At 69.6% G+C, this 24,766-nt stretch carries 22 protein-coding genes and 1 pseudogene; 11 read left to right on the top strand and 12 right to left on the bottom strand.

Annotation, left to right across the window (positions count from 1 at the left end; all coding sequences use genetic code 11):
* Positions 1-8: 8 nt before the first annotated feature.
* The 3 genes from EDF47_RS02620 to tkt form a co-directional block, all read right to left on the bottom strand.
* Positions 9-1,607, bottom strand: a complete 1,599-nt coding sequence (locus EDF47_RS02620) for a glucose-6-phosphate isomerase (RefSeq protein ID WP_131920121.1) — start codon at positions 1,605-1,607, stop codon at positions 9-11.
* Positions 1,607-2,719, bottom strand: coding sequence for a transaldolase (gene tal, locus EDF47_RS02615; protein WP_133936602.1), 1,113 nt, complete (start codon positions 2,717-2,719; stop codon positions 1,607-1,609). The genes EDF47_RS02620 and tal overlap by 1 nt, the downstream gene beginning before the upstream one ends.
* A 127-nt stretch (positions 2,720-2,846) precedes the next feature.
* The gene (gene tkt, locus EDF47_RS02610) at positions 2,847-4,940 is read right to left on the bottom strand and encodes a transketolase (RefSeq protein WP_123671736.1); all 2,094 of its coding nucleotides are present in this window, start codon (positions 4,938-4,940) and stop codon (positions 2,847-2,849) included.
* A 446-nt stretch (positions 4,941-5,386) separates the two neighbouring features.
* Here tkt and EDF47_RS02605 point away from each other — a divergent pair, with 446 nt between their 5' ends.
* Positions 5,387-6,313, top strand: coding sequence for a heme o synthase (locus tag EDF47_RS02605; RefSeq protein WP_111083966.1), 927 nt, complete (start codon positions 5,387-5,389; stop codon positions 6,311-6,313).
* Between the two features lie 371 nt (positions 6,314-6,684).
* Here EDF47_RS02605 and EDF47_RS02600 read toward each other — a convergent pair whose 3' ends face one another.
* Positions 6,685-7,662: a COX15/CtaA family protein gene (locus EDF47_RS02600; protein WP_131880196.1), complete on the bottom strand. Its 978-nt coding sequence runs from the start codon at positions 7,660-7,662 to the stop codon at positions 6,685-6,687.
* A gap of 252 nt (positions 7,663-7,914) precedes the next feature.
* Between EDF47_RS02600 and sufB the strand changes: the two genes are divergently transcribed.
* The 5 genes from sufB to EDF47_RS02575 all read left to right on the top strand — a co-directional run bounded on the left by sufB (position 7,915) and on the right by EDF47_RS02575 (position 12,108).
* A complete protein-coding gene (gene sufB / locus EDF47_RS02595) occupies positions 7,915-9,333 on the top strand; it encodes a Fe-S cluster assembly protein SufB (protein ID WP_111083968.1) in 1,419 nt (472 codons plus the stop codon).
* Positions 9,334-10,599: a Fe-S cluster assembly protein SufD gene (sufD, locus tag EDF47_RS02590; RefSeq protein ID WP_131880194.1), complete on the top strand. Its 1,266-nt coding sequence runs from the start codon at positions 9,334-9,336 to the stop codon at positions 10,597-10,599. It abuts the gene before it with no gap.
* Positions 10,599-10,925, top strand: a complete 327-nt coding sequence (locus tag EDF47_RS02585; protein ID WP_111083970.1) for a non-heme iron oxygenase ferredoxin subunit — start codon at positions 10,599-10,601, stop codon at positions 10,923-10,925. Before sufD ends, EDF47_RS02585 begins: the two co-directional genes overlap by 1 nt.
* A gap of 71 nt (positions 10,926-10,996) precedes the next feature.
* Complete coding sequence (gene sufC / locus EDF47_RS02580) at positions 10,997-11,779, top strand: Fe-S cluster assembly ATPase SufC (protein WP_111083971.1); 783 nt, start codon at positions 10,997-10,999, stop codon at positions 11,777-11,779.
* Positions 11,779-12,108, top strand: coding sequence for a metal-sulfur cluster assembly factor (locus EDF47_RS02575; protein WP_111083972.1), 330 nt, complete (start codon positions 11,779-11,781; stop codon positions 12,106-12,108). Before sufC ends, EDF47_RS02575 begins: the two co-directional genes overlap by 1 nt.
* Positions 12,109-12,395: 287 nt before the next feature.
* Here EDF47_RS02575 and EDF47_RS02570 read toward each other — a convergent pair whose 3' ends face one another.
* Positions 12,396-12,995, bottom strand: a complete 600-nt coding sequence (locus tag EDF47_RS02570) for a biotin transporter BioY (protein ID WP_123294377.1) — start codon at positions 12,993-12,995, stop codon at positions 12,396-12,398.
* Positions 12,996-13,110: 115 nt separating this feature from the next.
* Here EDF47_RS02570 and EDF47_RS02565 point away from each other — a divergent pair, with 115 nt between their 5' ends.
* Positions 13,111-14,709: an ABC-F family ATP-binding cassette domain-containing protein gene (locus tag EDF47_RS02565; protein WP_123294378.1), complete on the top strand. Its 1,599-nt coding sequence runs from the start codon at positions 13,111-13,113 to the stop codon at positions 14,707-14,709.
* Positions 14,710-15,038: 329 nt separating this feature from the next.
* On the opposite strand, the gene EDF47_RS02560 is transcribed toward EDF47_RS02565, so the two are convergent.
* The 3 genes and pseudogenes from EDF47_RS02560 to EDF47_RS02550 all read right to left on the bottom strand — a co-directional run bounded on the left by EDF47_RS02560 (position 15,039) and on the right by EDF47_RS02550 (position 16,746).
* Entirely contained in the window at positions 15,039-16,019 is a 981-nt protein-coding gene (locus EDF47_RS02560) for an SURF1 family protein (RefSeq protein ID WP_131880192.1), read from the bottom strand.
* A 98-nt stretch (positions 16,020-16,117) separates the two neighbouring features.
* Positions 16,118-16,324: pseudogene (locus tag EDF47_RS02555) on the bottom strand (hypothetical protein); the annotation flags it as partial.
* Positions 16,324-16,746, bottom strand: coding sequence for a DUF3099 domain-containing protein (locus EDF47_RS02550; RefSeq protein ID WP_123294380.1), 423 nt, complete (start codon positions 16,744-16,746; stop codon positions 16,324-16,326). The pseudogene EDF47_RS02555 and the gene EDF47_RS02550, both read right to left, overlap by 1 nt.
* A 165-nt stretch (positions 16,747-16,911) precedes the next feature.
* On the opposite strand from EDF47_RS02550, the gene fabG reads away from it, so the two are divergent.
* Positions 16,912-17,625, top strand: coding sequence for a 3-oxoacyl-ACP reductase FabG (gene fabG, locus EDF47_RS02545; protein ID WP_131880190.1), 714 nt, complete (start codon positions 16,912-16,914; stop codon positions 17,623-17,625).
* A 92-nt stretch (positions 17,626-17,717) separates the two neighbouring features.
* Here fabG and serB read toward each other — a convergent pair whose 3' ends face one another.
* A complete protein-coding gene (gene serB, locus EDF47_RS02540) occupies positions 17,718-18,356 on the bottom strand; it encodes a phosphoserine phosphatase SerB (RefSeq protein ID WP_131880188.1) in 639 nt (212 codons plus the stop codon).
* A 99-nt stretch (positions 18,357-18,455) separates the two neighbouring features.
* Positions 18,456-19,697 (bottom strand): glucose-1-phosphate adenylyltransferase, encoded by a 1,242-nt coding sequence (gene glgC, locus EDF47_RS02535; protein ID WP_123294454.1) that lies wholly within the window; start codon positions 19,695-19,697, stop codon positions 18,456-18,458.
* 47 nt (positions 19,698-19,744) lie between these two features.
* On the opposite strand from glgC, the gene glgA reads away from it, so the two are divergent.
* The 3 genes from glgA to EDF47_RS02520 all read left to right on the top strand — a co-directional run bounded on the left by glgA (position 19,745) and on the right by EDF47_RS02520 (position 22,093).
* Positions 19,745-20,944, top strand: coding sequence for a glycogen synthase (gene glgA, locus EDF47_RS02530; RefSeq protein WP_131880186.1), 1,200 nt, complete (start codon positions 19,745-19,747; stop codon positions 20,942-20,944).
* Positions 20,945-20,953: 9 nt separating this feature from the next.
* A complete protein-coding gene (locus EDF47_RS02525) occupies positions 20,954-21,736 on the top strand; it encodes an ABC transporter ATP-binding protein (protein ID WP_111083979.1) in 783 nt (260 codons plus the stop codon).
* Between the two features lie 108 nt (positions 21,737-21,844).
* Positions 21,845-22,093 (top strand): type B 50S ribosomal protein L31, encoded by a 249-nt coding sequence (locus tag EDF47_RS02520; RefSeq protein WP_017887280.1) that lies wholly within the window; start codon positions 21,845-21,847, stop codon positions 22,091-22,093.
* 79 nt (positions 22,094-22,172) lie between these two features.
* On the opposite strand, the gene EDF47_RS02515 is transcribed toward EDF47_RS02520, so the two are convergent.
* A complete protein-coding gene (locus EDF47_RS02515) occupies positions 22,173-22,937 on the bottom strand; it encodes a 3'-5' exonuclease (RefSeq protein WP_243648775.1) in 765 nt (254 codons plus the stop codon).
* A 37-nt stretch (positions 22,938-22,974) separates the two neighbouring features.
* Positions 22,975-24,684 carry a maltose alpha-D-glucosyltransferase gene (treS, locus tag EDF47_RS02510; protein WP_111084171.1) on the bottom strand — a complete coding sequence of 570 codons (1,710 nt, stop codon included), beginning with the start codon at positions 24,682-24,684 and terminating at the stop codon, positions 22,975-22,977.
* Between the last annotated feature and the right edge of the window lie 82 nt (positions 24,685-24,766).

Here is a 24,766-nt window from a genome sequence, read left to right as displayed (position 1 = left end):
CTTACGAGTCAGTGGGAGACGGCGGAGGCGATGGCCGCGGTGGCGGCGCGCACGTCCGACGTCGTGAGGGTGAGGACCGGGCGGCCGTGCTGCGCGAGGACACTCGCGTCACCCGCTGCCTGGGCCTGGAGGAGCTGGCCGAACGTGAACGGCCGACCCGGGATCGCCAGGTCGTCCGGTTCGTCCGCCACGATCTGCAGGAACACTCCCGTGGCGGGTCCGCCCTTGTGGTACTGCCCGGTCGAGTGCAGGAACCGCGGGCCGTACCCGAAGGTGACCGGCCGACGCGTGCGCGCCGCCAGGGCGTCGCGGAGCGTCTCGAGGTCACGGTTCGTGGTGCGGTCGACGTACGCCTGCACCGCCACGTAGCCGGTGGCGTCCAGTTCGGACAGGAGGCCCGTCACGGCTTCTGCGAGCGTCGTCCCGACCGGCAGTCCGGGCGTCGCGGAGACGGCGATGCCGTCCTCGGTGAACGCGGGGTCCGCAGGCGCGGGACGGTCGTCGAGCAGCGCACGGGTCGCGACCTTGGCAGCCTCGACGTCGGGCTGGTCGAACGGGTCGATGCCGAGCAGCCGCCCGGCGGCGGCGACGGCGTACTCCCAGACGAGGATCTGACCACCGAGGGTCCCGGTGATCTCGACCTCGCCCTCGGCGACGTGGCGCTCGTCCTCGCGCGAACCGACCAGGCGGATGACCTGGACGTCCGGCAGGGCTGCGGAGACCTCGGGGGAGTCGGCGTGCAGGACGACGGGCAGCAGGCCACGTCCGCTCTTGCCGGTCGACTCCGCGATCAGCTGCTCCACCCAGTCGCCGAACCCGACGATGTGGGTGCCGTCCGGCACGATGGCGATCTTGTCGCGCAGCGGGTCGGTACCGGCGAGGACCGCACCGAGCACGAGCCCGGGGTTCTCGTCGAGGTCGACCGACAGCAGCGCGGAGATGGCGTCGGCCTCGTCCAGCAGCTCGGCGATGTCCGCTCCGGCGAGACCGGAGGGCACCAGTCCGAACGCGGTGAGGGCCGAGTAGCGGCCGCCGACGGTCGGGTCGGCGGTGAAGACCCGGTAGCCGGCGTCGATCGCGGCGGCCTCGAGCGCGGAGCCCGGGTCGGTGACGACGACGATGCGGCCGGTGGGGTCGATGCCCGCGTCGCGGAACGCCTGCTCGTAGACGCGGCGCTGGGAGTCGGTCTCGAGCGTGGAGCCGGACTTCGACGAGACGACGAGCACGGTGCGCTCGAGGTCCGTCGTGACGGCGGCGCGGACCTGCGCGGGGTCGGTCGAGTCGAGCACCGTCAGCGGGACGCCGGCGGTGCGCGTGATGACCTCCGGCGCGAGCGACGAGCCGCCCATGCCGGCGAGGACGACGTGGTCGACCCCTTCGGCACGGAGCGACTCGCGCAGCGCGGTGATCTGGGCGACGAGCGGGCGGGAGACCGAGACGGCCTCCACCCAGCCGAGGCGCTTGGACGCCTCGGCCTCGGCGTCCGGTCCCCACAGCTCGGGGTCCTGGGCGGTGATGCCCGAGGCCACCAGGTCAGCGACGAGCCGCGGGACCACCGAGTCGATGGCCCGCGCGGCATCGCCGCTGGCAGCGATGGAAACCGTCACTACTTGGCGCCCTCGAGCGCGGTCTTCACGGTGTCGACGAGCTCGCCCCACGAGACGTTGAACTTGTCCACGCCCTCCTTCTCGAGCAGCGCCACGACGTCGTCGTAGTCGATGCCCTGCGCGGCGAGCTGGTCGAGGACCTGCTGCGCGGCGTCGAAGGTGCCGGCGATGGCGTCGCCGTGGATCTCACCGTGGTCGAACGTGGCGTCGAGCGTCTTGCCCGGCATCGTGTTCACGGTGTTCGGGGCGGCGAGCTCGGTCACGTAGAGCGTGTCGGGCAGCGACGGGTCCTTGACGCCGGTCGAGGCCCAAAGCGGACGCTGCGTGTTCGCATCGGCCTCGAGCAGGCCGAGGGCGCGCTCGGAGGCGAACGCCTCGGTCCAGACCTGGTAGGCGAGCTGCGCGTTGGCGATGCCGGCCTTCGACTTCAGGGCATTGGCCTCGTCGGTGCCGACGGCGTCCAGGCGCTTGTCGATCTCGGAGTCGACGCGCGACACGAAGAACGAGGCGACCGAGTGGATCTTCGACAGGTCGTGACCGGCGGCCTTGGCCTTCTCGAGCCCACCGAGGTAGGCGTCGATGACGGCGCGGTAGCGCTCGAGCGAGAAGATCAGGGTGACGTTGACGGAGATGCCGGCGCCGATGACCTCGGTGATGGCCTCGAGACCCTCGACCGTTGCGGGGATCTTGATGAGAACGTTCTCGCGGCCGACCTTCTCGAACAGGAACTTGGCCTGCTCGATGGTCTTGGCGGTCTCGTGGGCGAGGCCCGGCTCGACCTCGATCGAGACGCGGCCGTCGAAGCCCTTGGTCTCGTCGTAGATCGGCTTGAAGACGTCGGACGCGTTGGCGACGTCCTGCGTGGTGATCTCGAAGATCGCCTCGGTCACGTCGGTGCCGGCGGCGGCCAGCTCCTTGACCTGGGCGTCGTAGCGCTCGCCCTTGGCGAGGGCCGACGCGAAGATCGTCGGGTTGGTGGTCACGCCGACGACGTTCTTCTGCGCGATGAGGTCGGTGAGCTTGCCGGTCTCGAGGAGCTCGCGGGACAGGTCGTCGAGCCAGATGCTCACGCCGACCGCGGAGAGGGCGGCAGTGGGGGTGTTCTCAGCCATGTGTTTCTCTTCTTTCCTTCATCGGCCTGATGGCCGGGGTCTGGGGGACCGGGGGCGCGTGGCGGAGCCGAACCGCGCCTCCCGGCAGAAGGGCCGGATCCGGCGAACCGGACCCGGCCCCTGCGGGTCAGGAAGCCGCGATGGATTCCTTCGCGGCGGCCACGACGTGTTCCGTCGTGAAGCCGAACTCCTTGAAGAGCGTCTGGTAGTCGGCCGAGGCACCGAAGTGCTCGATCGAGACGCTGCGGCCCTTGTCGCCGACGATGTCGCGCCAGCTCATGGCGATGCCGGCCTCGACCGACACGCGAGCGGTGACGTCCTTCGGGAGCACCTGGTCCTGGTAGTTCTCGGACTGGGCGCGGAACCACTCGATGGACGGTGCGCTCACGACGCGGGCGTTGATGCCCTCGCCCTTGAGCTGCTCACGGGCCTCGACGGCGATCTGGACCTCGGACCCGGTCGCGATGAGGATCACGTCCGGGGTGCCGTTCGGCGCCTCGGCCAGGATGTACGCACCCTTGGCGACGTTCTTCGCCGAAGCGAAGACCTCACCGGAGGCGTCGCCCTCGCCACGCTCGAACACCGGCAGGTTCTGACGGCTCAGCGCGATGCCGGCCGGGCGGTCGGTGTGCTTGAGCATCTCGAGCCAGGCGTACGCGACCTCGTTGGCGTCGGCGGGGCGGACCACGTCGAGACCCGGGATCGCACGGAGCGACGAGACCTGCTCGATCGGCTGGTGCGTCGGGCCGTCCTCGCCGAGGGCGACGGAGTCGTGGGTCCAGACGTAGATCGCCGGCGCGCCCATGAGCGCGGCGAGACGGACCGCCGGACGCATGTAGTCGCTGAAGATCAGGAACGTGCCGCCGAAGGGGCGGGTGTTCCCGTGCAGGACGATGCCGTTGAGGATCGAGCCCATGGCGTGCTCGCGGATGCCGAAGTGCAGCACGCGGCCGTACGGGTCGGTGCTCCACGTCGACGTCGAGGCCTCGGCCGGACCGAAGGACTTGGCGCCCTCGATCGTGGTGAGGTTCGACTCGGCGAGGTCGGCCGAGCCACCCCAGAACTCGGGCATCAGCGGCGCGATGGCGTTGATGACCTTGCCGGAGGCGGCACGGGTCGAGACGGCCTTGTCGGTCGGGAAGACCGGCAGTGCTGCCTCGAGGTCCGCGGGGAGTTCCTTGGCGTTGACGCGGTCGAACAGCGCCTTCTTGTCGGCGTTGGCAGCAGCCCACGCGTCGAAGGTCTTCTGCCACTCGGCGTGCTGCGCCTGGCCCTTGGCGACGGCGCCGCGGGTGTACTCGAGGACCTCGGGGGCGACCTCGAAGGTCTTCGCGGTGTCGAAGCCGAGGACCTCCTTGAGGCCCTTGATCTCGTCGGCGCCGAGCGCCGAACCGTGGATCTTGCCGGAGTTCTGCTTGGTCGGCGACGGCCAGCCGATGATCGTCTTGAGGACGATGAGCGACGGCTTGTCGGTGACCTGCTGGGCGGCCTCGATCGCGGCGTGGAGCTCCACCGCGTCCTCGGAGTACTCGCCGGTCTTCTTCCAGTCGACGATCTGGACGTGCCAGCCGAGCGCCTCGTAGCGCTCGGGGACGCTCTCCGAGAACGCGATGTCGGTGTTGTCCTCGATCGAGATCTGGTTCGAGTCGTAGAACGCGATCAGGTTGCCGAGCTGCTGACGGCCGGCGAGCGAGCCCGCCTCGTTCGTCACGCCCTCCTGCATGTCACCGTCACCGGCGATCACGTAGGTGAAGTGGTCGAACGGCGACTGGCCGGCCGGGGTCTCCGGGTCGAACAGGCCGCGCTCGAAGCGCTGGGCGTAGGCGAAGCCGACCGAGGACGCGAGGCCCTGGCCGAGCGGGCCGGTGGTGATCTCGACACCGTCGGTGTGGCCGTACTCCGGGTGACCCGGGGTCTTCGAGCCCCACTTGCGCAGGTGCTGCAGGTCGTCGAGCTCGAGGCCGTAGCCGTGCAGGTAGAACTGCACGTACTGCAGGATCGAGGCGTGACCGGCGGAGAGGATGAAGCGGTCGCGGCCGATCCAGGTGGAGTCGCTCGGGTCGCGACGCATCACCTTCTGGAAGAGCAGGTGTGCGAGCGGCGCGAGGCTCATCGCGGTGCCGGGGTGACCGTTGCCGGCGGCCTCGACCGAGTCGGCGGCGAGAACGCGGGCCGTGTCGACGGCCTTCCGGTCGATGGCGTCCCAGGTGAATTCAGCCACTTGGATGTTGACCCTTCTTGATGCGACATGTGCGAGGGCTCGTGCCATCGCACGGACATGTGGCCATCCCGGGGCCGAGTCGTGTCGCCGTCTAGCGGCGGCCGACCGGCTCATCGCGGCCGACGTCATCGGGGCGCGCACTGCGGGAGGGCAGGTCCAGCATAGTGACCAGCCACTCAGAAGGGGTTCAGGTGACGCCCGATGTTCACGAGTCGGGTCACCCGGCCCCTCGTCCGCCGGGCGTGTCGTGCTCCGCGGCCCGTCGTTCTGCACGGGGTGTCTGCACGGGATGGGGGAGCGGGGCATCATCGCGGCGCTTCCATCGCGTAAACTGTCGACGACCCGTCGGACATTCCGGGTCAGCGCATGCCCGGACGCCGCCGCAGTCGTCCACCGAGTGTGCGAGCTGATGCGAACAGACTGAGGTTCCCTTGCCGACTGCCACCGTGACCAGGCCCGACACCGATCGACCCCGATCGACGCTGTCCCGCAAGGTCCGTGCGTACGTCTCGTTGACCAAGCCGCGCGTCATGGAGCTGCTGCTCGTGACCACCGCGCCGACCATGTTCCTGGCCGAGCGTGGCGTGCCGGACCTCTGGCTCGTGTTCTGGACGATGCTCGGCGGGGCGATGTCCGCCGGCTCGGCGTCGGCCTTCAACTGCTACATCGACCGTGACATCGACCGCCTGATGAAGCGGACCAGCACCCGCCCGCTGGTGACCGGTGAGCTCTCGGACCGCGAAGCCCTCGTGTTCTCGTGGATCCTCGGCGTCCTGTCGACGGCGGTGCTCGGGTTCCTGGTGAACTGGCTCGCCGCAGCCCTGAGTGTCATCGCGATCCTCATCTACGTGTTCGTCTACACGCTGTGGCTCAAGCGCCGCACCCCGCAGAACATCGTGTGGGGCGGCTCGGCCGGCTGCATGCCCGTGCTCATCGGCTGGGCGGGCGTCACCGGCTCGCTCACCTGGGCCCCGGTCATCCTCTTCATGGTGATCTTCCTCTGGACGCCGCCGCACTACTGGCCGCTGTCGATGAAGTACCGCGACGACTACGACGCCGCCGACGTCCCGATGCTCGCCGTGGTCCGCGGTCGCACCGTCGTCGGCCTGCAGGTCGTGCTGTACGCCTGGGCGACGCTCGTCTGCTCGCTCCTGCTCATCCCCGTTGCGCACATGGGGCCGCTGTACACCGTGGTCGCACTGGCCGGTGGCATCTGGTTCGTCGTCGAGTCGCACCGGCTGTACTCGCGGGCGATCCAGCACGTCGAGCACGTGCAGCCGATGCGTGTGTTCCACAGCTCGATCACGTACCTGACGCTGCTCTTCATCGCCGTGGGCATCGACCCGCTGCTGCCGCAGGTCTTCACCTTCTAGGCACTGCGGGCCGCCACTGGGCGACGTCGTACGACGAACTCGATGTCGTACGACGTCCTTCGTCGTCGGTGCGCGTGCGCGACGGTTGCGCGCGCGGGGATGCGACGTCCTCGACGTCGTGCGACGTCGAGGACGTCGTTCGGGGTCAGCGCGCGATCTGGCGCGGCTGTGGACGTGCGCACGGGGCAGACGGGAGGCGCGGGGCGGCGCCGCCACGGGCCTCCTGGCCGCCGGGGGCGTACGTGGGCGCGGGGCGCACGCGTGTGGTTGCGCCCCGCGTGACCCTGCGCACCGCGAACACGACACCCCGCGAGTCGATCGACTCGTGGGGTGTCGCAGAACGGGTGTTGCGCGTGCGACGCGCCCGGGCGTCAGGCGGCGTCGAGTGGTTCGCGCACGGCTTCGCGACCGGCGCTGGCGCGCGTGGCGAGCACGACCGCCGTGGTGGCCCCGACGAGCAGCCCGGCGAGCACCATGTGCGTGCCCACCAGCCCGACGGGCAGGCCGGTGCGGGCCTGGGTCAGACCGACGGCGATCTGCAGGAACTCGACGACGAGCAGCAACAGCGCCCACTTGCTCGAGATCCGGAGCCGGACGGCGCCGACGACGAGCACGAGGGTCAGCGCGAACAGGGCGTACGCGGGCCAGGCGTGCACGTGCTCCATGACCGCGGGGTCGAAGCCCGTGCGGTGCAGTATCCCGCCGTCGACGGCCTCGTCGGCACCGGCGTGCGGGCCGCTGCCGGTCGTCAGGATGCCGACGAGCACGGTGACCACGACGGCGGCGACCGTGCCGCGGACGACGCCGGTGTACCAGCCGGGAACGAGGCGGTGGCTGGTGCGGGGGCCGTGCATCGTCCGGTAGACCAGGGCCGCGGTGACCGAGGTCAGGGCGGCGGACACGACGAAGTGCAGCCCGACGACGAACGGGTTGAGGTTCGTGAGCACGCTGAGCCCGCCGATGACGGCCTGGACCGGGATCGCGACGCCCTGAGCGAACGCGAGCCAGAACAGTTCGGGGCGCGTGCGGAGCATCCGGACGACCGCCAGGAACATCGCGATCGCCACGATGACGAGCACGAAGGTGAGCAGTCGGTTGCCGAACTCGATGATCCCGTGGATGCCCATCTCGGGCGTGGAGACGAGCGAATCGGCCGTGCACTTGGGCCAGGTGGGGCATCCGAGGCCCGACGCGGTCAGGCGGACGAGGCCGCCGGTGCCGATCAACACGACCTCGACCACGAACGAGGCCCACGCCAGCGCGATGACCCGGCGGTCGACGACCCGGGGGAGCGACCACCACCGTGCGGTCCGGAGATCCTGGTCGACGGGGGGTCCGACGCGAGTCACGAGGGTGGTGCCTTCCTGTTGTTCCGTGCAGTGAACCTGTAGGATTCGAGGGTTCAGCAGCAGTCAAGTCTAGGCAGGCGCCGGCTCCGAATGGGCCGAGATCGCCGATCGATCCAGGGACTGCGTGGAACCATTGTCGTTGCGAGGGAGCAGCACCGTGTCCGCCTGTCGGCGGTCTGCGGTGGAATGGCGTCCAGACGCCACGGGTTCACACCTGAAGACGCTGCCCCGCGAGAAGGAAACGAGGAGACCATGTCCGACGTGCTCATCGACCGTCCCGAGCTCGAAGGGCTCGGGCAATACGAGTTCGGCTGGTCCGACTCCGACTCGGCCGGGGCCTCGGCCCGCCGTGGGGTCTCGGACGAGGTCGTCACCGACATCTCGAACCTCAAGCACGAGCCCGAGTGGATGCTCAAGAACCGGCTCAAGGGCCTGCAGCTCTTCGGCCGCAAGCCGATGCCGACGTGGGGTGCCGACCTGACGGGCATCGACTTCGACAACATCAAGTACTTCGTGCGCTCGACCGAGAAGCAGGCGCAGTCGTGGGAGGACCTCCCCGAGGACATCCGCGCGACCTACGAGAAGCTCGGCATCCCCGAGGCCGAGCGCCAGCGCCTCGTCGCCGGTGTCGCCGCGCAGTACGAGTCCGAGGTCGTGTACCACCAGATCCGCGAGGACCTGGAGCAGCAGGGTGTCATCTTCATGGACACCGACACCGCGCTCCGCGAGCACCCCGAGCTCTTCCAGGAGTACTTCGGCACCGTGATCCCGGCCGGCGACAACAAGTTCGCCGCGCTGAACACGGCCGTGTGGTCCGGCGGCTCGTTCGTCTACGTCCCCAAGGGCGTCCACGTCGAGATCCCGCTCCAGGCCTACTTCCGGATCAACACCGAGAACATGGGCCAGTTCGAGCGGACGCTGATCATCGCGGACGAGGACTCCTACGTCCACTACATCGAGGGCTGCACCGCCCCGATCTACAAGTCGGACTCGCTGCACTCGGCCGTCGTCGAGATCATCGTGAAGAAGAACGCCCGCGTTCGGTACACGACGATCCAGAACTGGTCGAACAACGTCTACAACCTCGTGACCAAGCGTGCGATCGCGCACGAGGGCGCCACGATGGAGTGGATCGACGGCAACATCGGCTCCAAGGTGACGATGAAGTACCCGTCGATCTACCTCGCCGGTGAGCACGCCAAGGGCGAGACCCTGTCCGTCGCGTTCGCTGGCCCCGGCCAGCACCAGGACGCCGGCGCGAAGATGATCCACATGGCGCCGTACACGACGTCGTCGATCGTCTCGAAGTCGATCGCCCGTGGCGGCGGTCGCGCGGGGTACCGCGGCGAGGTCCGGGTGGACCCGGCGGCGCACCACGCGGCGAACACCGTGCGGTGTGACGCGCTGCTGGTCGACACGATCAGCCGGAGCGACACGTACCCGGCGATCGACATCCGCGTCGACGACGTCCAGCTCGGGCACGAGGCCACGGTCTCGCGCGTGAGCGAGGAGCAGCTCTTCTACCTGATGTCCCGCGGCATGGCCGAGGACGAAGCGATGGCGATGATCGTCCGTGGCTTCATCGAGCCGATCGCCCGCGAGCTCCCGATGGAGTACGCGCTCGAACTCAACAAGCTCATCGAGATGAGCATGGAAGGATCCGTCGGCTAGATGTCCAGCACCACCCCTCCCCACATCGACCAGCCGATCGAGCCCGCGGCACCCGCCCAGGGTGCCGAACAGCACGGCGCCGGAGCCCACTCCGACGGCGGCTGGGACGCCCCGGACAAGAAGATCCCGGTCCAGACCCGCTCCGAGCGGTTCCAGTCCGGCGACCTCGACGCGTTCCCGACCGTCACCGGCCGCGAGGTGAACTGGAAGTTCGCGCCATTGGCGAAGCTCCAGCCGCTCCTCGACGGTGGTCTCGACGGATCCGCCTACCGGTTCCTCGCCCGCCAGTCCGACGGTGCCGACGTCGAGTGGGGTCGCAGCGACGACCCCCGCGTCGGGACCGCCGGTCTGCCCGAGGACCGTGCAGCGGCCGCTGCGTGGTCCGCGCGCGACGCCGTCCTCGCCGTCACCGTCAAGGCAACCGAGGCGCACGAGTTCATCACCATCACGCGTTCCGACTTCGGCACGCAGCCCCGAGCGGCGCACACGGTCATCACGGCCGAGCCGCACGCCCAGGGCATCGTCGTGCTCGACAACCGCGGCAGCGCACTGCTCAGCGAGAACATCGAGATCGTCGTGCAGGACGGCGCACGCCTGACCGTCGTCAGCCTGCAGGACTGGGACGACGACGCGGTGCACGTCTCGACGCACTTCGCCGAGGTCGGCCGAGACGCCTTCCTGAAGCACGTCGTGGTCTCGCTCGGCGGCGACGTCATCCGGGTCAACCCCTCGACGCACCTCGGTGCGCAGGGCGCCGACACCGAGATGTACGGCGTGTACTTCGCCGACGCCGGTCAGTACATCGAGCAGCAGGTCTACGTGAACCACGACGCGCCGAACACGCGCGGTCGGGTCAACTACAAGGGCGCGCTGCAGGGCAAGGGCGCGCACACCGTGTGGATCGGTGACGTGCTCATCGGTCGCGCCGGTGACGGCACCGACTCGTACGAGCAGAACCGCAACCTCGTGCTGACCGACGGCACCCGTGCCGACAGCATCCCGAACCTCGAGATCGAGACGGGCAACATCGAGGGTGCCGGCCACGCGAGTGCGACCGGTCGCTTCGACGACGAGCAGCTGTTCTACCTGCAGGCCCGCGGCATCCCCGAGGAAGAAGCGCGTCGTCTCGTCGTGCTCGGCTTCCTGGTCGAGGTCATCCAGAAGATCGGTGCGCCCGAGCTCGAGGAACGACTCATCGCCGCGGTCGAGCAGGAGCTCGCCGAGGGCCGCTCGGTGATCGTCGCGCCGGCGGAGGCCGACGCCTGATGCCCACGAAGGTCTGCGCGGAGTCCGAGATCGCGGTGGACAGCCCCATGCGCGCCGTCGTCGACGGCACCGCGGTGGCCATCGTGAAGGACTCGTCCGGCACCGTGCACGCCATCGGCGACACGTGCACCCACGGGGACATCTCGCTGGCCGAGGGGTTCATCGAGGGCGACACGCTCGAGTGCTGGGCCCACGGCTCCCGCTTCTCGCTCGCCACGGGGAAGCCGCAGAACTTCCCGGCGTACGAGCCCGTCCCGGTGTTCCGGGTCGAGGTGCGCGAGGGCGACGTCTACGTCGACGTGCACGACCCCGTGCCCGTCGACTGACACCGCCTCCCGGCCCCCACACTTTCCGCGGCCCGTCCGCGACACGACAGAAAACCGAAGGAACCCACGCAATGTCCACTCTGGAAATCCGCGACCTCCAGGTCTCGATCGACACCGATCAGGGCACCAAGGAGATCCTCAAGGGTGTCGACCTCACGATCAACGAGGGCGAGATCCACGCGATCATGGGGCCGAACGGCTCCGGCAAGTCCACGCTGGCGTACACGATCGCCGGTCACCCCCGGTACAACGTCGTCGGTGGCTCGATCACCCTCGACGGCGAGGACGTCCTCGCGATGAGCGTCGACGAGCGCGCCCGTGCCGGCATGTTCCTGGCGATGCAGTACCCGGTCGAGATCCCCGGCGTGACGGTGTCGAACTTCCTCCGCACCGCCAAGACGGCGATCGACGGCGAGGCCCCGGCCCTGCGCGGCTGGATCAAGGAACTCCGCCAGTCGATGGCCGACCTCAAGATGGACTCGTCGTTCGCCGAGCGCAACGTCAACGAGGGCTTCTCCGGTGGCGAGAAGAAGCGCCACGAGATCATGCAGCTCGAGCTCCTCAAGCCCCGCTTCGCCGTGCTCGACGAGACCGACTCCGGCCTCGACGTCGACGCGCTGAAGATCGTGTCCGAGGGCGTGAACCGCGCCAAGGCCGCGACCGGCCTGGGCGTGCTGCTCATCACGCACTACACGCGCATCCTCCGCTACATCAAGCCGGACTTCGTGCACGTGTTCGTCGCGGGCAAGGTCGCCGAGCAGGGTGGCCCCGAGCTCGCCGACCGCCTGGAGAACGAGGGCTACGACCGCTACGTGCAGGCCGCGGCGGCGTCCGCCGCAGAGGCGCAGGCCTGATGATCGCGGCACTCGCCCCGGAGAAGTTCGACGAGGTCGTCGAGGGCCTGAAGGAGGTCCAGGACCCGGAGCTCGGCGTCAACATCGTCGACCTCGGCCTGATCTACGACCTGGCCTGGGACGACGAGGCCTCGGCGCTCGTGATCAGCATGACGCTGACGAGTGCCGGCTGCCCGCTGACAGACGTCATCGAGGGCGACACCGCGAACGCCCTCGACGGCATCGTGGACGCCTTCCGCATCAACTGGGTCTGGATGCCGCCGTGGGGTCCGGAACGGATCACCGACGACGGGCGCGAGATGATGCGCGCGCTCGGGTTCGCGATCTAGTCGCGACCACACCGCAGACGGGAGGCCCGGTGCCAGCTGGCACCGGGCCTCCCGTCTGTCCGTGGTCGCGCCACGCGCGGGGCGCGCCGCCGAGTGGTCGCAACCGCCCGCTCGCGTTCGCCGAGTGGTCACGTTCTGTCGGCCGACCGCGCTCCGGGCGACGGAAGGTGACCACTCGGCGTCCGGCTGGCGGGGAGTCGTGACCGACCCACGGCCCGCCGCCCCGCACGCAGCGGACGCAGAACGGCCCCGCACCGATCGGTGCGGGGCCGTTGTCGTGCGCAGCGTCAGCGGCGGCCGAGCGCCTTCCACGCGAGCGGCACGATGCCCGCGGCGATGAGCGCCTTCGCGATCCCACCGACGATGAACGGGTACAGGCCGGCGGCGAGCACCGACTGCAGGTCGTTCGGTGCGCCGAGCTGCCCGAGCACGACCGCCAGGTACGGCAGGCCGGTCACGAACGGGATGGCACTCGCGAGCAGCATCGCGACGGCTGCGCGCCCGAAGTGTCGGTCCCAGTTGCGGCGGGCCAGCCAACCGACGACGCCCGCGGCGGGGATGAACCCGATGACGTAGCCGAAGCTCGGCACGGCCAGGGCCTGCAGGCCGCCGGTCATGTCGGCGAAGAACGGTGCGCCCGCGAGGCCGGCGACGGCGTAGACGAGCAGCGAGAGCATGCCGCGTCGGGCACCCAGGGTCGCGCCGACGAGCACGACGGCGAGCGTCTGCCCGGTGATCGGGACCGGCCACATCGGGACCTCGAGCTGTGCCATCGCAGCGGTGAACAGGGCTCCGCCGGCGACGAGGGCGGCGTTCGTGGCCAGCCCGTGCGTCCGCAGACGGTCGGCGAGGACTGCGCGGGGAGCGAACCCGGTGGCGTTCGTCATGGATTCTCCTAGAATGGACTGCTGGTCCCGTTCGGAACCATCGGTCCCGTCAGCGTAGCGGTGCACCTCACGCACACGTCGTTGTGCAAACCCACCAACTGATTGGACGTCCACTGTGCTTGCCGTGCACGAACTCGAGATCCGCGTCGGAGCTCGTCTCCTCATGGAAGACGTGTCCTTCCGTGTCGAGAAGGGCGAGAAGATCGGACTCGTCGGCCGCAACGGCGCGGGGAAGACGACGATGACCAAGGCCCTCGCGGGCGAGACGCAGCCGAACGGCGGCACGATCGACCGCGGTGGTGAGATCGGCTACCTGCCGCAGGACCCCCGCTCCGGCGACCCGGAGGAGACCGCGCGGAAGCGCATCCTCGACGCCCGCGGGCTCGGTGAGCTCGTGGAGGGCATCCGCCTCGCCACGCTCGACATGGCGAGCGAGGACACCGCCGTCGCCGAGAAGGCGATGCGCCGGTACAGCCGGCTCGACGACCAGTTCAACGCGCTCGGCGGCTACGCGGCCGAGGCCGAGGCGGCGTCGATCGCGTCGAACCTCAAGCTGCCGGACCGCATCCTCGACCAGCAGCTCAAGACGCTGTCCGGTGGTCAGCGTCGTCGCATCGAGCTCGCGCGGATCCTGTTCTCGGATGCCGAGACGATGATCCTCGACGAGCCCACGAACCACCTCGACGCCGACTCGGTCGTGTGGCTGCGCGAGCACCTGAAGACCTACCCCGGCGGCGTCATCATCATCTCCCACGACGTCGAGCTCGTGGAAGAGGTCGTCAACCGCGTGTTCTACCTCGACGCCAACCGTCAGACCATCGACATCTACAACATGGGCTGGAAGCTCTACCAGCGGCAGCGCGTCGCCGACGAGGAGCGTCGTCGCAAGGAGCGCGCCGGCGCCGAGAAGAAGGCCGCGACCTTGAAGGACCAGGCCGCTCGGTTCGGTGCGAAGGCCTCGAAGGCCGCCGCGGCGCACCAGATGGTCGCGCGTGCCGACAAGCTGCTCGCGGGCCTGGAGGACGAGCGCGTCGCCGACCGGGTCGCCAAGATCCGCTTCCCCACGCCGGCCCCGTGCGGCCGCACGCCGCTCATGGCCGAGGGGCTGTCGAAGTCCTACGGGTCGCTCGAGATCTTCGCGGGCGTCGACCTGGCGATCGACCGCGGTTCGCGCGTCGTCATCCTCGGGTTCAACGGTGCCGGCAAGACGACGCTGCTCCGGATCCTCGCGGGTGCTGACCTGCCCGACACAGGTGAGATCCAGCCCGGCCACGGTCTGCGCATCGGGTACTACGCGCAGGAGCACGAGAACATCGACATCAACCGCACCGTGATCGAGAACATGGTGTCGGCGTCGACTGACCTCAACGAGACCGAGGCCCGTCGCGTGCTCGGTTCGTTCCTGTTCACCGGGGACGACGGCTACAAGAAGGCCGGGGTCCTGTCCGGCGGTGAGAAGACGCGTCTGTCGCTCGCGATGATCGTCGTCTCGGGCGCGAACGTGCTGCTGCTCGACGAACCGACGAACAACCTGGACCCGGCGTCGCGCGAGGAGATCCTCAACGCCCTCGCTGGGTTCGAGGGCGCCGTCGTCCTGGTGTCGCACGACGCCGGTGCCGTCGAGGCGCTCAACCCCGAGCGCGTGCTGCTCCTGCCGGACGGCACCGAGGACCACTGGAACAAGGACTACGCGGAGCTCATCGAGCTCGCCTAGCGGGCGGTCACGACACCCCGCTCAGGTTCGCCGAGTGGTCACCATGTGTCGTCGCCGTCGCCGGCGAGCGACGGTTCGTGACCGCTCCGCGGCACGCGTGCGAGCGCGTCGTGACCAGCGGCCGGGCGGCGTGCGGTGGTCGACGTGACCGTAGGACGGACGGGAGGCCCGTGGCGACGCCGCCACGGGCCTCCCGTCCGCTGTCCCGTCGGTCAAGGCAACCCGCTCACGTCCGCCGAGTGGTCACCACGTGGCGTCACCGGCGTCGACGGGCGACGGTTCGTGACCGCTCGGCGGCGCGCCCGCGGCGAGCGGCCCGGCGCAGCGCGTCAGCGGCGGGACGCGATCAGGTCGTCCTCGATCTCGGCGTCGGTCTTCGGCTTGGCGTCCTTGCGGCGCTGCCGCTCCTGGGCGCGCTCGCGTTCCTCTGGGTCGTCCTGGTTGAGGTTCCGGTACTCCTGCACCATCACGTACGCCAGGAACCCGAAGCCGCCGGCCGCGAACAGGAACCACTGGATGAAGTAGCTCAGGTGCAGGCCGGTGTCGGCGGTGGGACGCTCCCAGCCGAGCGGGCGCGCCTCGGTCGGGGCGGGGGACTCGGAGGCGAGCTCGCCGTACGCACCGGTCCAGATGGGGGTGTCGACCTTCTTCGCGACGTCGGCCAGGGTCACCGACTGCACCTGGTCCGTGTGCGCGGGGTCGGTGCGGCCGGGGATCCGGGGCTCGCTCTGCTGCAGGCGGACGATCGCCGTGACCTCGCCCGACGGGGGAGCGGGCACGTGGTCGGGGGCGTCCTGCGCGTTGCCGGTCGGGACCCAGCCGCGGTCGACGATGAACGCCCGGCCGTCGTCGGTGACCAGGGGGGTCAGGACCTCGAAGCCGGGCTGGCCGTTGTGCACGCGGTTGCGGACGAGCAGCTGTGCGTCGATGTCGTAGCGGCCGGTCACGGAGACGCGGAGCCACTCCTGCTCGTCCTGCCAGCTCGACGCCGTCGGCAGCGCCTGGTCGAGGGGGACCGGGGTGTGGTCGTAGTTCTGGGCGACCTGCTCGTTCTGACGCACGGCCTCGTTGCGGCGGTCCCACTGCCACATGCCGAACAGGGCGCAGACGATCGCGAAGGCCACGGCGATCGCGAAGTACCCGAGCCAGCGGCGACTGCGGACGAAGTGCCAGCCGACGAAGGGCTCGTCCGGGTCCTGGGTGGGGCGTTCGTCGTCCGGCACGGAGCGACGGGCGTGGTCGGCGGCGCGTTGCAGCTTGGCAGCGTGCTTCCGGCCGTACCGGGAGTGCGGGTCGAAGTCGTCGGTCATCGACCGGTGCCGGTGGAGCGCACCCCGACGTCGTTCTTCGGCGACGAGGCGGGGTCGCGTTCGTCGTCGAGCCGGTCGACGTCCTCGTGCATGCCGGTGACGCGCACCGGGAAGGTGCGGGACCGCAGGTAGTCGGCGAGGAAGTCGCGGTGCTCCTCGCACGCGGCCCAGATCTTCACGCGGTCGGCGGAGTGGATCCGGGGGTTGCGCCAGTTCACCCGCCACGCTGCCGTGTTGGAGCAGCCGGCTCGGGAGCAGACCGGGGTCGAGCCCGGTTCGGTGTGCAGGTCGAAGGTCGCGCCCATCAGCGGGGTCCCCACATCTTCGAGCGGTCGCCGTTGCGCTGCCACTCGTCCTGCGCGTGCTGAGCCTGCTGCCGGAGGCGGTCCTGCTCGTCGCGGTAGGCCTGGGCCCGGTCCTCTTCCTGCTGCTCGCGGAGGCCGGGGTCGACGGCGTCGTAGAGCTGCATCGCACCGGCGGGCGAGATCATGTCGCTCTCGGTCCGGCTGCCGGCGTTCGCGACGATCACGGCGACCCAGGGGATCACGGCGGCGAGGACGATCGGCACGACGGCGATCCAGGAGTGCCAGATGGAGTAGACGAGCACGGCCACGACGAAGAGGACGACGCGGATGGCCATCTGCCACACGTAGCGGGACAGGCGGTGCGCCCGGTCCAGCTCCGGCGAATCCGGGAGCGTGGTGATGCTCGTGTGCGTGCTCTTCATACAGATGGTCTCCGTCTACCCGTGGTCCAGCCTAAGCCTCCGGGGCCGATCGTGGGTGCGCCGCGCGCGAACGGGCTGCGGTGCTGGCTCCGCTACGCTCGTCCGGGCGTGTCCGCCGACCCGTCGGCACGACACGACCGCACACCACCACCGAACGGAGCGACCATGAGCACCCCCCGTACCGTCCTGATCACCGGCGGAAACCGCGGCATCGGCCACGCCCTCGCCGAGCGTTTCGTCGCCGCCGGGCACCGCGTCGCGGTCACGTCGCGCAGCGGACAGGGCGGACCCGAAGGGGCCCTCACCGTGCAGGCCGACATCACCGACACGGCCTCGGTGGACGCCGCCTTCACGCAGGTCGAGGCCGAGCTCGGACCGATCGAGGTGCTCGTGGCCAACGCCGGTATCACGAACGACCAGCTGCTGCTCCGCATGTCCGAGGACGACTTCACGAGCGTCGTCGACACCAACCTGACCGGCACGTTCCGGGTCGTGAAGCGCGCCACCAAGGGCATGATGAAGGCCAAGTTCGGCCGCATCGTGCTCATGTCGAGCGTCGTCGGCGCCTACGGCCAGATCGGCCAGGTCAACTACGCGTCGTCGAAGGCCGCCCTGGTCGGCATGGCCCGGTCGATCACCCGTGAGCTCGGCTCGCGCGGAATCACCGCCAACGTCGTCGCGCCCGGGTTCATCCAGACCGACATGACGGCCGCGCTGTCCGACGAGCTGCAGACCGAGTTCAAGAAGGCGATCCCGGCGGCCCGGTACGGCACGGTCGACGACGTCGCCGACGCCACGCTGTTCCTGGCGAGCGACGGGGCCGGCTACGTCTCCGGCGCGATCATCCCGGTCGACGGCGGCCTCGGCATGGGCCACTAGCCAGCGCCTGCGCGTCGTTTCGTGCTCAGCGACAGTTCACGGGTGCTCGCGCGCGTGACGTGTCGCTGAGCGCGAAGAACCGGACGGTCCGCTCAGCCGCGCAGGCCGAGCGTCGCGAGCACAGCGGACAGGTCGCGGTCCACGACGGCGACGTCCGCCTGCTCCCGCACGCGCGGCTTCGCGTCGAACGCCACCGACAGGGCGGCGACGCGCATCATCTCGAGGTCGTTCGCCCCGTCGCCGATCGCGACGGTGCGGACCGCGTCCACGCCGTCGGCCTCGGCCCACTCGCGCAGGGCGACGGCCTTGGCGTGCGCGTCCACGACGTCGCCGAGCACACGTCCCGTCAGCACGCCGTCAGCGACCTCGAGCCGGTTCGCGCGGCAGTGGTCGAGACCGAGTCGCTCGGCGAACGGGTCGAGGACCTCGTGGAACCCGCCGGACACGACACCGACGGTCCCACCGGCGGCGTGCACGCCGCGGACGAGTTGGTCGGCACCCCGCGTCACGCGGACCGCCTGCTGTGCGCGTCGGAAGACGTCGACCGGGAGGCCCGCAAGGGTCGCGACTCGCTCCCGGAGGCTCTCGGCGAAGTCGATCTCCCCGCGCATGGCGCGCTCCGTGATCGCCGCGACCTGTGGCCGGGTCCCGGCGGTGTCGGCGAGGAGTTCGATCACCTCGTCCTCGAGGAGGGTGGAATCGGCATCGAGGACGACGAGGAAGCGGGGCACGGACCAACGGTACCGACAGACGGAGGCACGGCCCGCGTCCGAGACGCGAGCCGTGCCTCCTGACCGTCCGTTCGTCGGTGTCGACGTAACCGGCCGACGCTACGCGTCGACGCGGACGCCCTTGCCGACCACGGTGATGCCGGACTCGGTCACGGTGAAGCCGCGGGCCTCGTCGGCCTCACGGTCGATGCCGACCTGCGCACCCGGCGCGATGACGACGTCCTTGTCCAGGATCGCCCGGTTCACGACCGAACCGGCGCCGATCGTCGCCCGCTCGAACACGATCGAGTCGAGGACCTTCGCGCCGGAGTCGATCCCGCACCACGGGCCGATCATGCTGCGTTCGACCTGTGCGCCCGACACCAGGCATCCGAGCGACACGAGCGAGTCGACCGTCGAGCCGGTGTTGCCGTTGGCGTCCCGCACGAACTTCGCCGGCGGCAGGTTCGTCTGCTGGTTGAAGATCGGCCAGTCCTGGTTGTACAGGTTGAACACCGGCACCGGGGCGATGAGGTCCATGTGGGCGTCGAAGAACGAGTCGATCGTCCCCACGTCGCGCCAGTAGTACTTGTCACGGTCGGTGGACCCGGGGACCTCGTTGCGCTGCAGGTCGTAGACCCCGGCGTCGCCGCGGTCCACGAAGTCGGGGACGATGTCGCCGCCCATGTCGTGCGCGGACGACTCGACCTGGCCGTCGCGGAGCACCGCGTCGACGAGGGCGTCCGCGTTGAACACGTAGTTGCCCATCGAGGCGAGGACCTCGCCAGGGGAGTCAGCGAGCCCGACCGGGTTCTTCGGCTTCTCGAGGAAGGCGTCGATCTTCGTCGGGTCGTCGGCGTCCACCTGGATGACGCCGAACTGGTCGGCGAGCTCGATGGGCTGACGGATCGCCGCGACGGTGGCGCTGCGACCCGAGGCGATGTGCGCCTCGACCATCTGGTGGAAGTCCATCCGGTACACGTGGTCGGCGCCGACCACGACGACGATGTCGGGACGCTCGTCGCGGAGCAGGTTGAGCGACTGCAGGATCGCGTCGGCCGAGCCGGCGAACCAGCGCTTGCCGAGTCGCTGCTGCGCGGGGACCGACGCCACGTAGGACCCGAGCAGGCCCTCCATGCGCCAGGTCTCGGCGACGTGCCGGTCGAGACTGTGCGACTTGTACTGGGTGAGGACGACGATCTTCTGCAGACCGGAGTTCACCAGGTTCGACAGCGCGAAGTCGATGAGACGGAAGTTCCCGCCGAACGGGACTGCGGGCTTCGCCCGGTCGGCCGTGAGCGGCATGAGCCGTTTCCCCTCGCCGCCAGCGAGCACGATGCCGAAGACCTTCTTTGGTGCCATGCCGCTCACAGTAGGCGTCAGCACTGGGAACCGGTTACCTTGAACCCGTGCGAGTCGATCTACTGACCAGGGAGTATCCGCCGGAGGTCTACGGCGGAGCGGGTGTCCACGTGGCCGAACTGACTGCTGCGTTGCGGTCGGGGACCGACACCGACGTCCGGGTCCGGGCCTTCGGGGCCTTCCGCGACGAAGCCGACGTCTGGGGGTACCGCACGCCGGCCGGCCTCGAACAGGCGAACGGTGCACTGCAGGCGCTCGGCACCGACGTGGCCATCGCCGCCGACGTCGAGGGCGCCGATCTCGTGCACTCGCACACCTGGTACGCGAACTCGGCGGGCCGGATCGCGCAGTTGACCTACGGGATCCCCCACGTCGTCACGGCGCACAGCCTCGAGCCGCTCCGCCCGTGGAAGGCCGAGCAGCTCGGCGGCGGCTACCGCCTGTCGAGCTGGATGGAACGCGAGGCGTTCGAGAACGCCGACGGTGTCATCGCGGTGTCGAAGGCCATGCGCGCCGACATCCTGCGCTCGTACCCGTCGATCGACCCGTCGAAGGTGCACGTCGTCTACAACGGCATCGACATCGACGCCTGGAAGCCGCAGGTCGACGAGGACGCCGTCCGCGCCCTCGGCATCGACCCGTCGCGCCCCAGCGTCGTCTTCGTCGGTCGCATCACCCGGCAGAAGGGACTGCCCTACCTGCTCCGCGCCGTGGCGTCGCTCCCCGAGGACGTCCAGATCGTGCTGTGCGCCGGTGCCCCGGACACCCCGGAGATCCTCGCCGAGGTCACCGGGCTGGTCGAGGGCCTGCGTGAGCAGCGCGAGGGCGTCGTCTGGATCGACCGGATGCTCGCGCACGAGGAGATCGTGAACGTGCTGTCCTCGGGCACGGTGTTCGTGTGCCCGTCGATCTACGAACCGCTCGGCATCGTGAACCTCGAGGCCATGGCGTGCGGCATCCCCGTCGTCGGCACCGGCACCGGGGGCATCCCCGAGGTCGTCGCGGACGGCTTCACCGGTCGCATCGTGCCGATCGACCAGGCGCAGGACGGCACGGGCACCCCGACCGACCCCGACAAGTACGTGGCGGACCTGGCCGCGACCCTCAACGAGGTGCTCGCCGACGAGGGGCTCGCGAAGCTCATGGGCCGCGCCGGACGCCTGCGCGTCGAGTCCGAGTTCACCTGGGACGCGATCGCCACGAGGACACGGCAGGTCTACGACGAGGTGCTCGGCCGGACCCCGTAGGCTGGTCGCATGCCCTCGGTCGTGCGCTTGTCAGACGTCTCCGTGGTCCGCAACGGGGCCACCATCCTCGACTCGATCTCGTGGGGGGTGCAGGACGACGAACGCTGGGTCGTGCTCGGCGCGAACGGCGCCGGCAAGACCACGCTGCTGCAGGTCGCCGGTGCCCAGACGTTCCCGACCTCGGGTGACGTCGAGGTGCTCGGCACCGAGCTGGGCGGCGCCGACCTGTTCGAGCTCCGCCCGCGCATCGGCTTCGCGTCGACCGCCCTGGCCCGTCGCATCCCGGTGACCGAGAAGGTCATCGACGTCGTGCTGACGGCCGCGTACTCGGTCACGGGTCGCTGGAACGAGGAGTACGAGGAGCTCGACGTCCGCCGTGCCCAGCGCGTGCTCGAGGAGTGGGGCCTGGGGTCGTTCACCGACCGCACCTTCGGCGAGCTGAGCGACGGCGAGCAGAAGCGCGTCCAGATCGCCCGCGCCGTGATGACCGACCCGGAGATCCTGTTCCTGGACGAACCGGCCGCCTCGCTCGACCTCGGCGCCCGTGAGAGCCTCGTCCGCACCCTCGGCGGCTACGCCCAGAGCGCCGACTCGCCAGCCATCGTGATCGTGACCCACCACGTCGAGGAGATCCCCGCCGGGTTCACCCACGCGCTGGTGCTCGCCGACGGCCACGTCCAAGCCGCCGGGCCCATCGACGAGGTCCTGACCGACCAGACCCTGACCGAGGCGTTCGGCATCGCGCTGTCCGTCACGAAGGACGCCGGTCGGTACACGGCGCGCGCGTCCTAGCGCTGCGATCGCGCCGTCCGTCTGGTAACGTTGACGGCTGGCGCAAGCCGATGACTTCCCGCGCATCTCGCGCAATCCCACCACCGCTACCGCTATCGAGGAAACTCCATGAAGACCGACACCCACCCCGAGTACCGCGCCATCGTCTTCCGTGACCTGGCCTCCGGTGAGACCTTCCTGACGCGTTCGACCGCGAACAGCGACAAGACGATCGAGCTCGACGGTGCCACCTACCCGGTGATCGACGTCGAGATCTCGTCCGCCTCGCACCCGTTCTACACGGGCAAGCAGCGCATCCTCGACTCGGCCGGTCGCGTCGAGAAGTTCAACCAGCGCTTCAAGGGCTTCTCCAAGTAAGCAGCCCCACAGCACGTCGGAACGGGCGGTCCTCCTTCGGGAGGACCGCCCGTTCTGCGTCGTGCGGCCGGTGCGCGGGTCAGGCGCCGTTGCGGTGCGGCCAGCGACCGTCGGCGGTGAAGGACGGGTCGCGCTTCTTGCGCATGTACTCCTGGAACGAGGTCGCCTGCTCGGCGCACCACCCGACCTGCTTGCGGTGGAGCTCTTCCGCCGAGATGCCGAGCTCGTCCTGGTACTTGCCGGCGATGGCCTGGGCGACGCGACCGGCCGCGATGGCGTCGGCACCGGCGTCGTGCGCGTCGTCGAGGGTGACGCCGTACAGCTCGGACGCCGCCTCGAGCGTGCGCTTGCCCTTGCGGAAGGTGTCGAGTGCCTTGTCGATCACGAGCGGGTCGACGACGTTGCCGATGACGGGGGAGGCGAACCCGTGCCGCTTTGCCTCGCGGTCGAGGACCGTCAGGTCGTACGGGGCGTTGTAGATCACCAGCGGGATGCCGCGGGCGAACACCGCCTCGATCGCGGCGATGATCTCGGCGACGACCTCGGCCGCGGGACGCCCCTCGGCCTGGGCGCGCTCGGTGGTGTAGCCGTGCACGGCCGCGGCGCCCTCGGGGATCGCGATGCCCGGGTCGGCGATCCACGCGCCCTCGGCGATGGAGGCACCCGTCATGTCGATGAGGCCGACGTGCGCCGTGACGATCCGCGCCGTCTCGACGTCGACACCGGTGGTCTCGAGGTCGAAGACGCCGAGGGCGTGCCACCAGGGGCGTCCGGAGAGGTCCTGCGCCGGGACGGGCGTGTCGAGCTGTGCTGTCGGATCCAGCTGTGCTGTGGGGAACGTCACGCGGTCAGGCTAACGGGACGCACCGACACGACCGGTGCTACCCGACCGGCGCGCCGACGTGCAGCCAGTAGAACGACTGCGTCCCGAGGGTCAGCGTGACGGTGCCGTCCTCGTCGAACGCGGGGAACGAACCGCCGCCGAACAGGTCGTAGAGCGGCCGACCGGCGAACTCGGGAGCCGAGACCGTGACCGACGTCGGGTTCGTGGCGAACGAGAACACGCACAGCACGTCCTCCGCCGACGGCCCGAACTGCTGGCCGGAGCCCTCCCACGAGCGCACGAACGCGAGCACCGACTCGTTCGAGGTCTCCTGCACGTGCAGGGTCCCGAGCCCGAAGACCGGGTGGGCCTTCCGCACGTGGATGACGTTGCGCACCCAGTGCAGCAGGGAGCGGGACTGGGCGAGCTGCGCCTCGACGTTGACCTGCGCGTAGTTGTACACGAGCGACTGCACCACGGGCAGGTAGAGCTTGCCCGGGTCTGCCGTGGAGAACCCGGCGTTTCGGTCGGGGGTCCACTGCATCGGCGTGCGGGACGAGTCGCGGTCGGGCAGCCAGATGTTGTCGCCCATCCCGATCTCGTCGCCGTAGTACAGGAACGGCGAGCCCGGCAGCGAGAACAGCAGCGCGTGGATGAGTTCGAGTTCGGCTCGCGAGTTGTCGAGCAGGGGAGCGAGCCGGCGCCGGATGCCGATGTTCGAGCGCATCCGGGGGTCGTAGCCGTACCAGCCGTACATGGCCTGCCGGTACTCCTCGCTGACCATCTCGAGCGTGAGCTCGTCGTGGTTGCGGAGGAACACGCCCCAGGCTGCCGCGGACGGTACGTCGAGCGTCTCGGACAGGATCGCCGACAGCTCCTTGGCGTGCTGGGCACGGAGCGAGTAGAAGATACGGGGCATCACCGGGAAGTCGAACGCCATGTGGCACTCGGGCTCCTCGTCGGTGCCGAAGAAGGCGGCGGTCTCGCGCGGCCACTGGTTCGCCTCGGCGAGCAGGACACGGCCGGGGTACTCGTCGTCCACCATCGCGCGCATCTTCTTGATGAACTCGTGGGTCTCCGGTTCGCCCTCGCCGTTGCCCTCTTCCGACTCGAACAGGTACGGGATCGCGTCGAGCCGCAGACCGTCGACACCGAGGTCGAGCCAGTGCCGCACGACGTCGTACACGGCCTCGACCACCGCGGGGTTCTCGAAGTTCAGGTCGGGCTGGTGCGAGAAGAACCGGTGGAAGAAGAACTGCCGGCGGACCGGGTCGAACGTCCAGTTCGACTCCTCGGTGTCGACGAAGATGACCCGGATGTTCGGGTACTCCTCGTCGGTGTCCCGCCAGACGTAGAAGTCACCGAAGGGGCCGTCGGGGTCCTCGCGCGACTGCTGGAACCACTCGTGCTGGTCGCTGGTGTGGTTGATCACCATGTCGATGACGATGCGCATGTTGCGCTCGTGCGACTTCGTGACGAGCTCGCGGAAGTCGTCGAGCGTGCCGAACTCCGGCAGGATCGCCTTGTAGTCGGCGATGTCGTACCCGCCGTCGCGCATCGGCGACTGGAAGAACGGCGGCAGCCACAGGGCGTCGACGCCGAGCCACTGCAGGTAGTCGAGCTTGCCGATCACGCCCTGCAGGTCACCGATCCCGTCGCCGTTCGAATCGACGAACGAGCGGATCATGCACTCGTAGAAGACCGAGCGCTTGTACCACTGCGGGTCGAGCGTCAGGCCGGGCAGCTGGATCGGGGCTGTGAAGGTCACCGTGCTCCTCGTCGTCATCGACGGGCCGGTCGACGGCCCGCCCCGGACACGATAGGCGCGCGATGCTGCGGGTGTCCGGGGT

It is taken from the genome of Curtobacterium sp. PhB190 (assembly GCF_004365385.1).
In the GTDB taxonomy this organism is placed as follows: Bacteria; Actinomycetota; Actinomycetes; order Actinomycetales; family Microbacteriaceae; genus Curtobacterium.
This window is presented reverse-complemented; position numbering and strand designations above follow the sequence as displayed.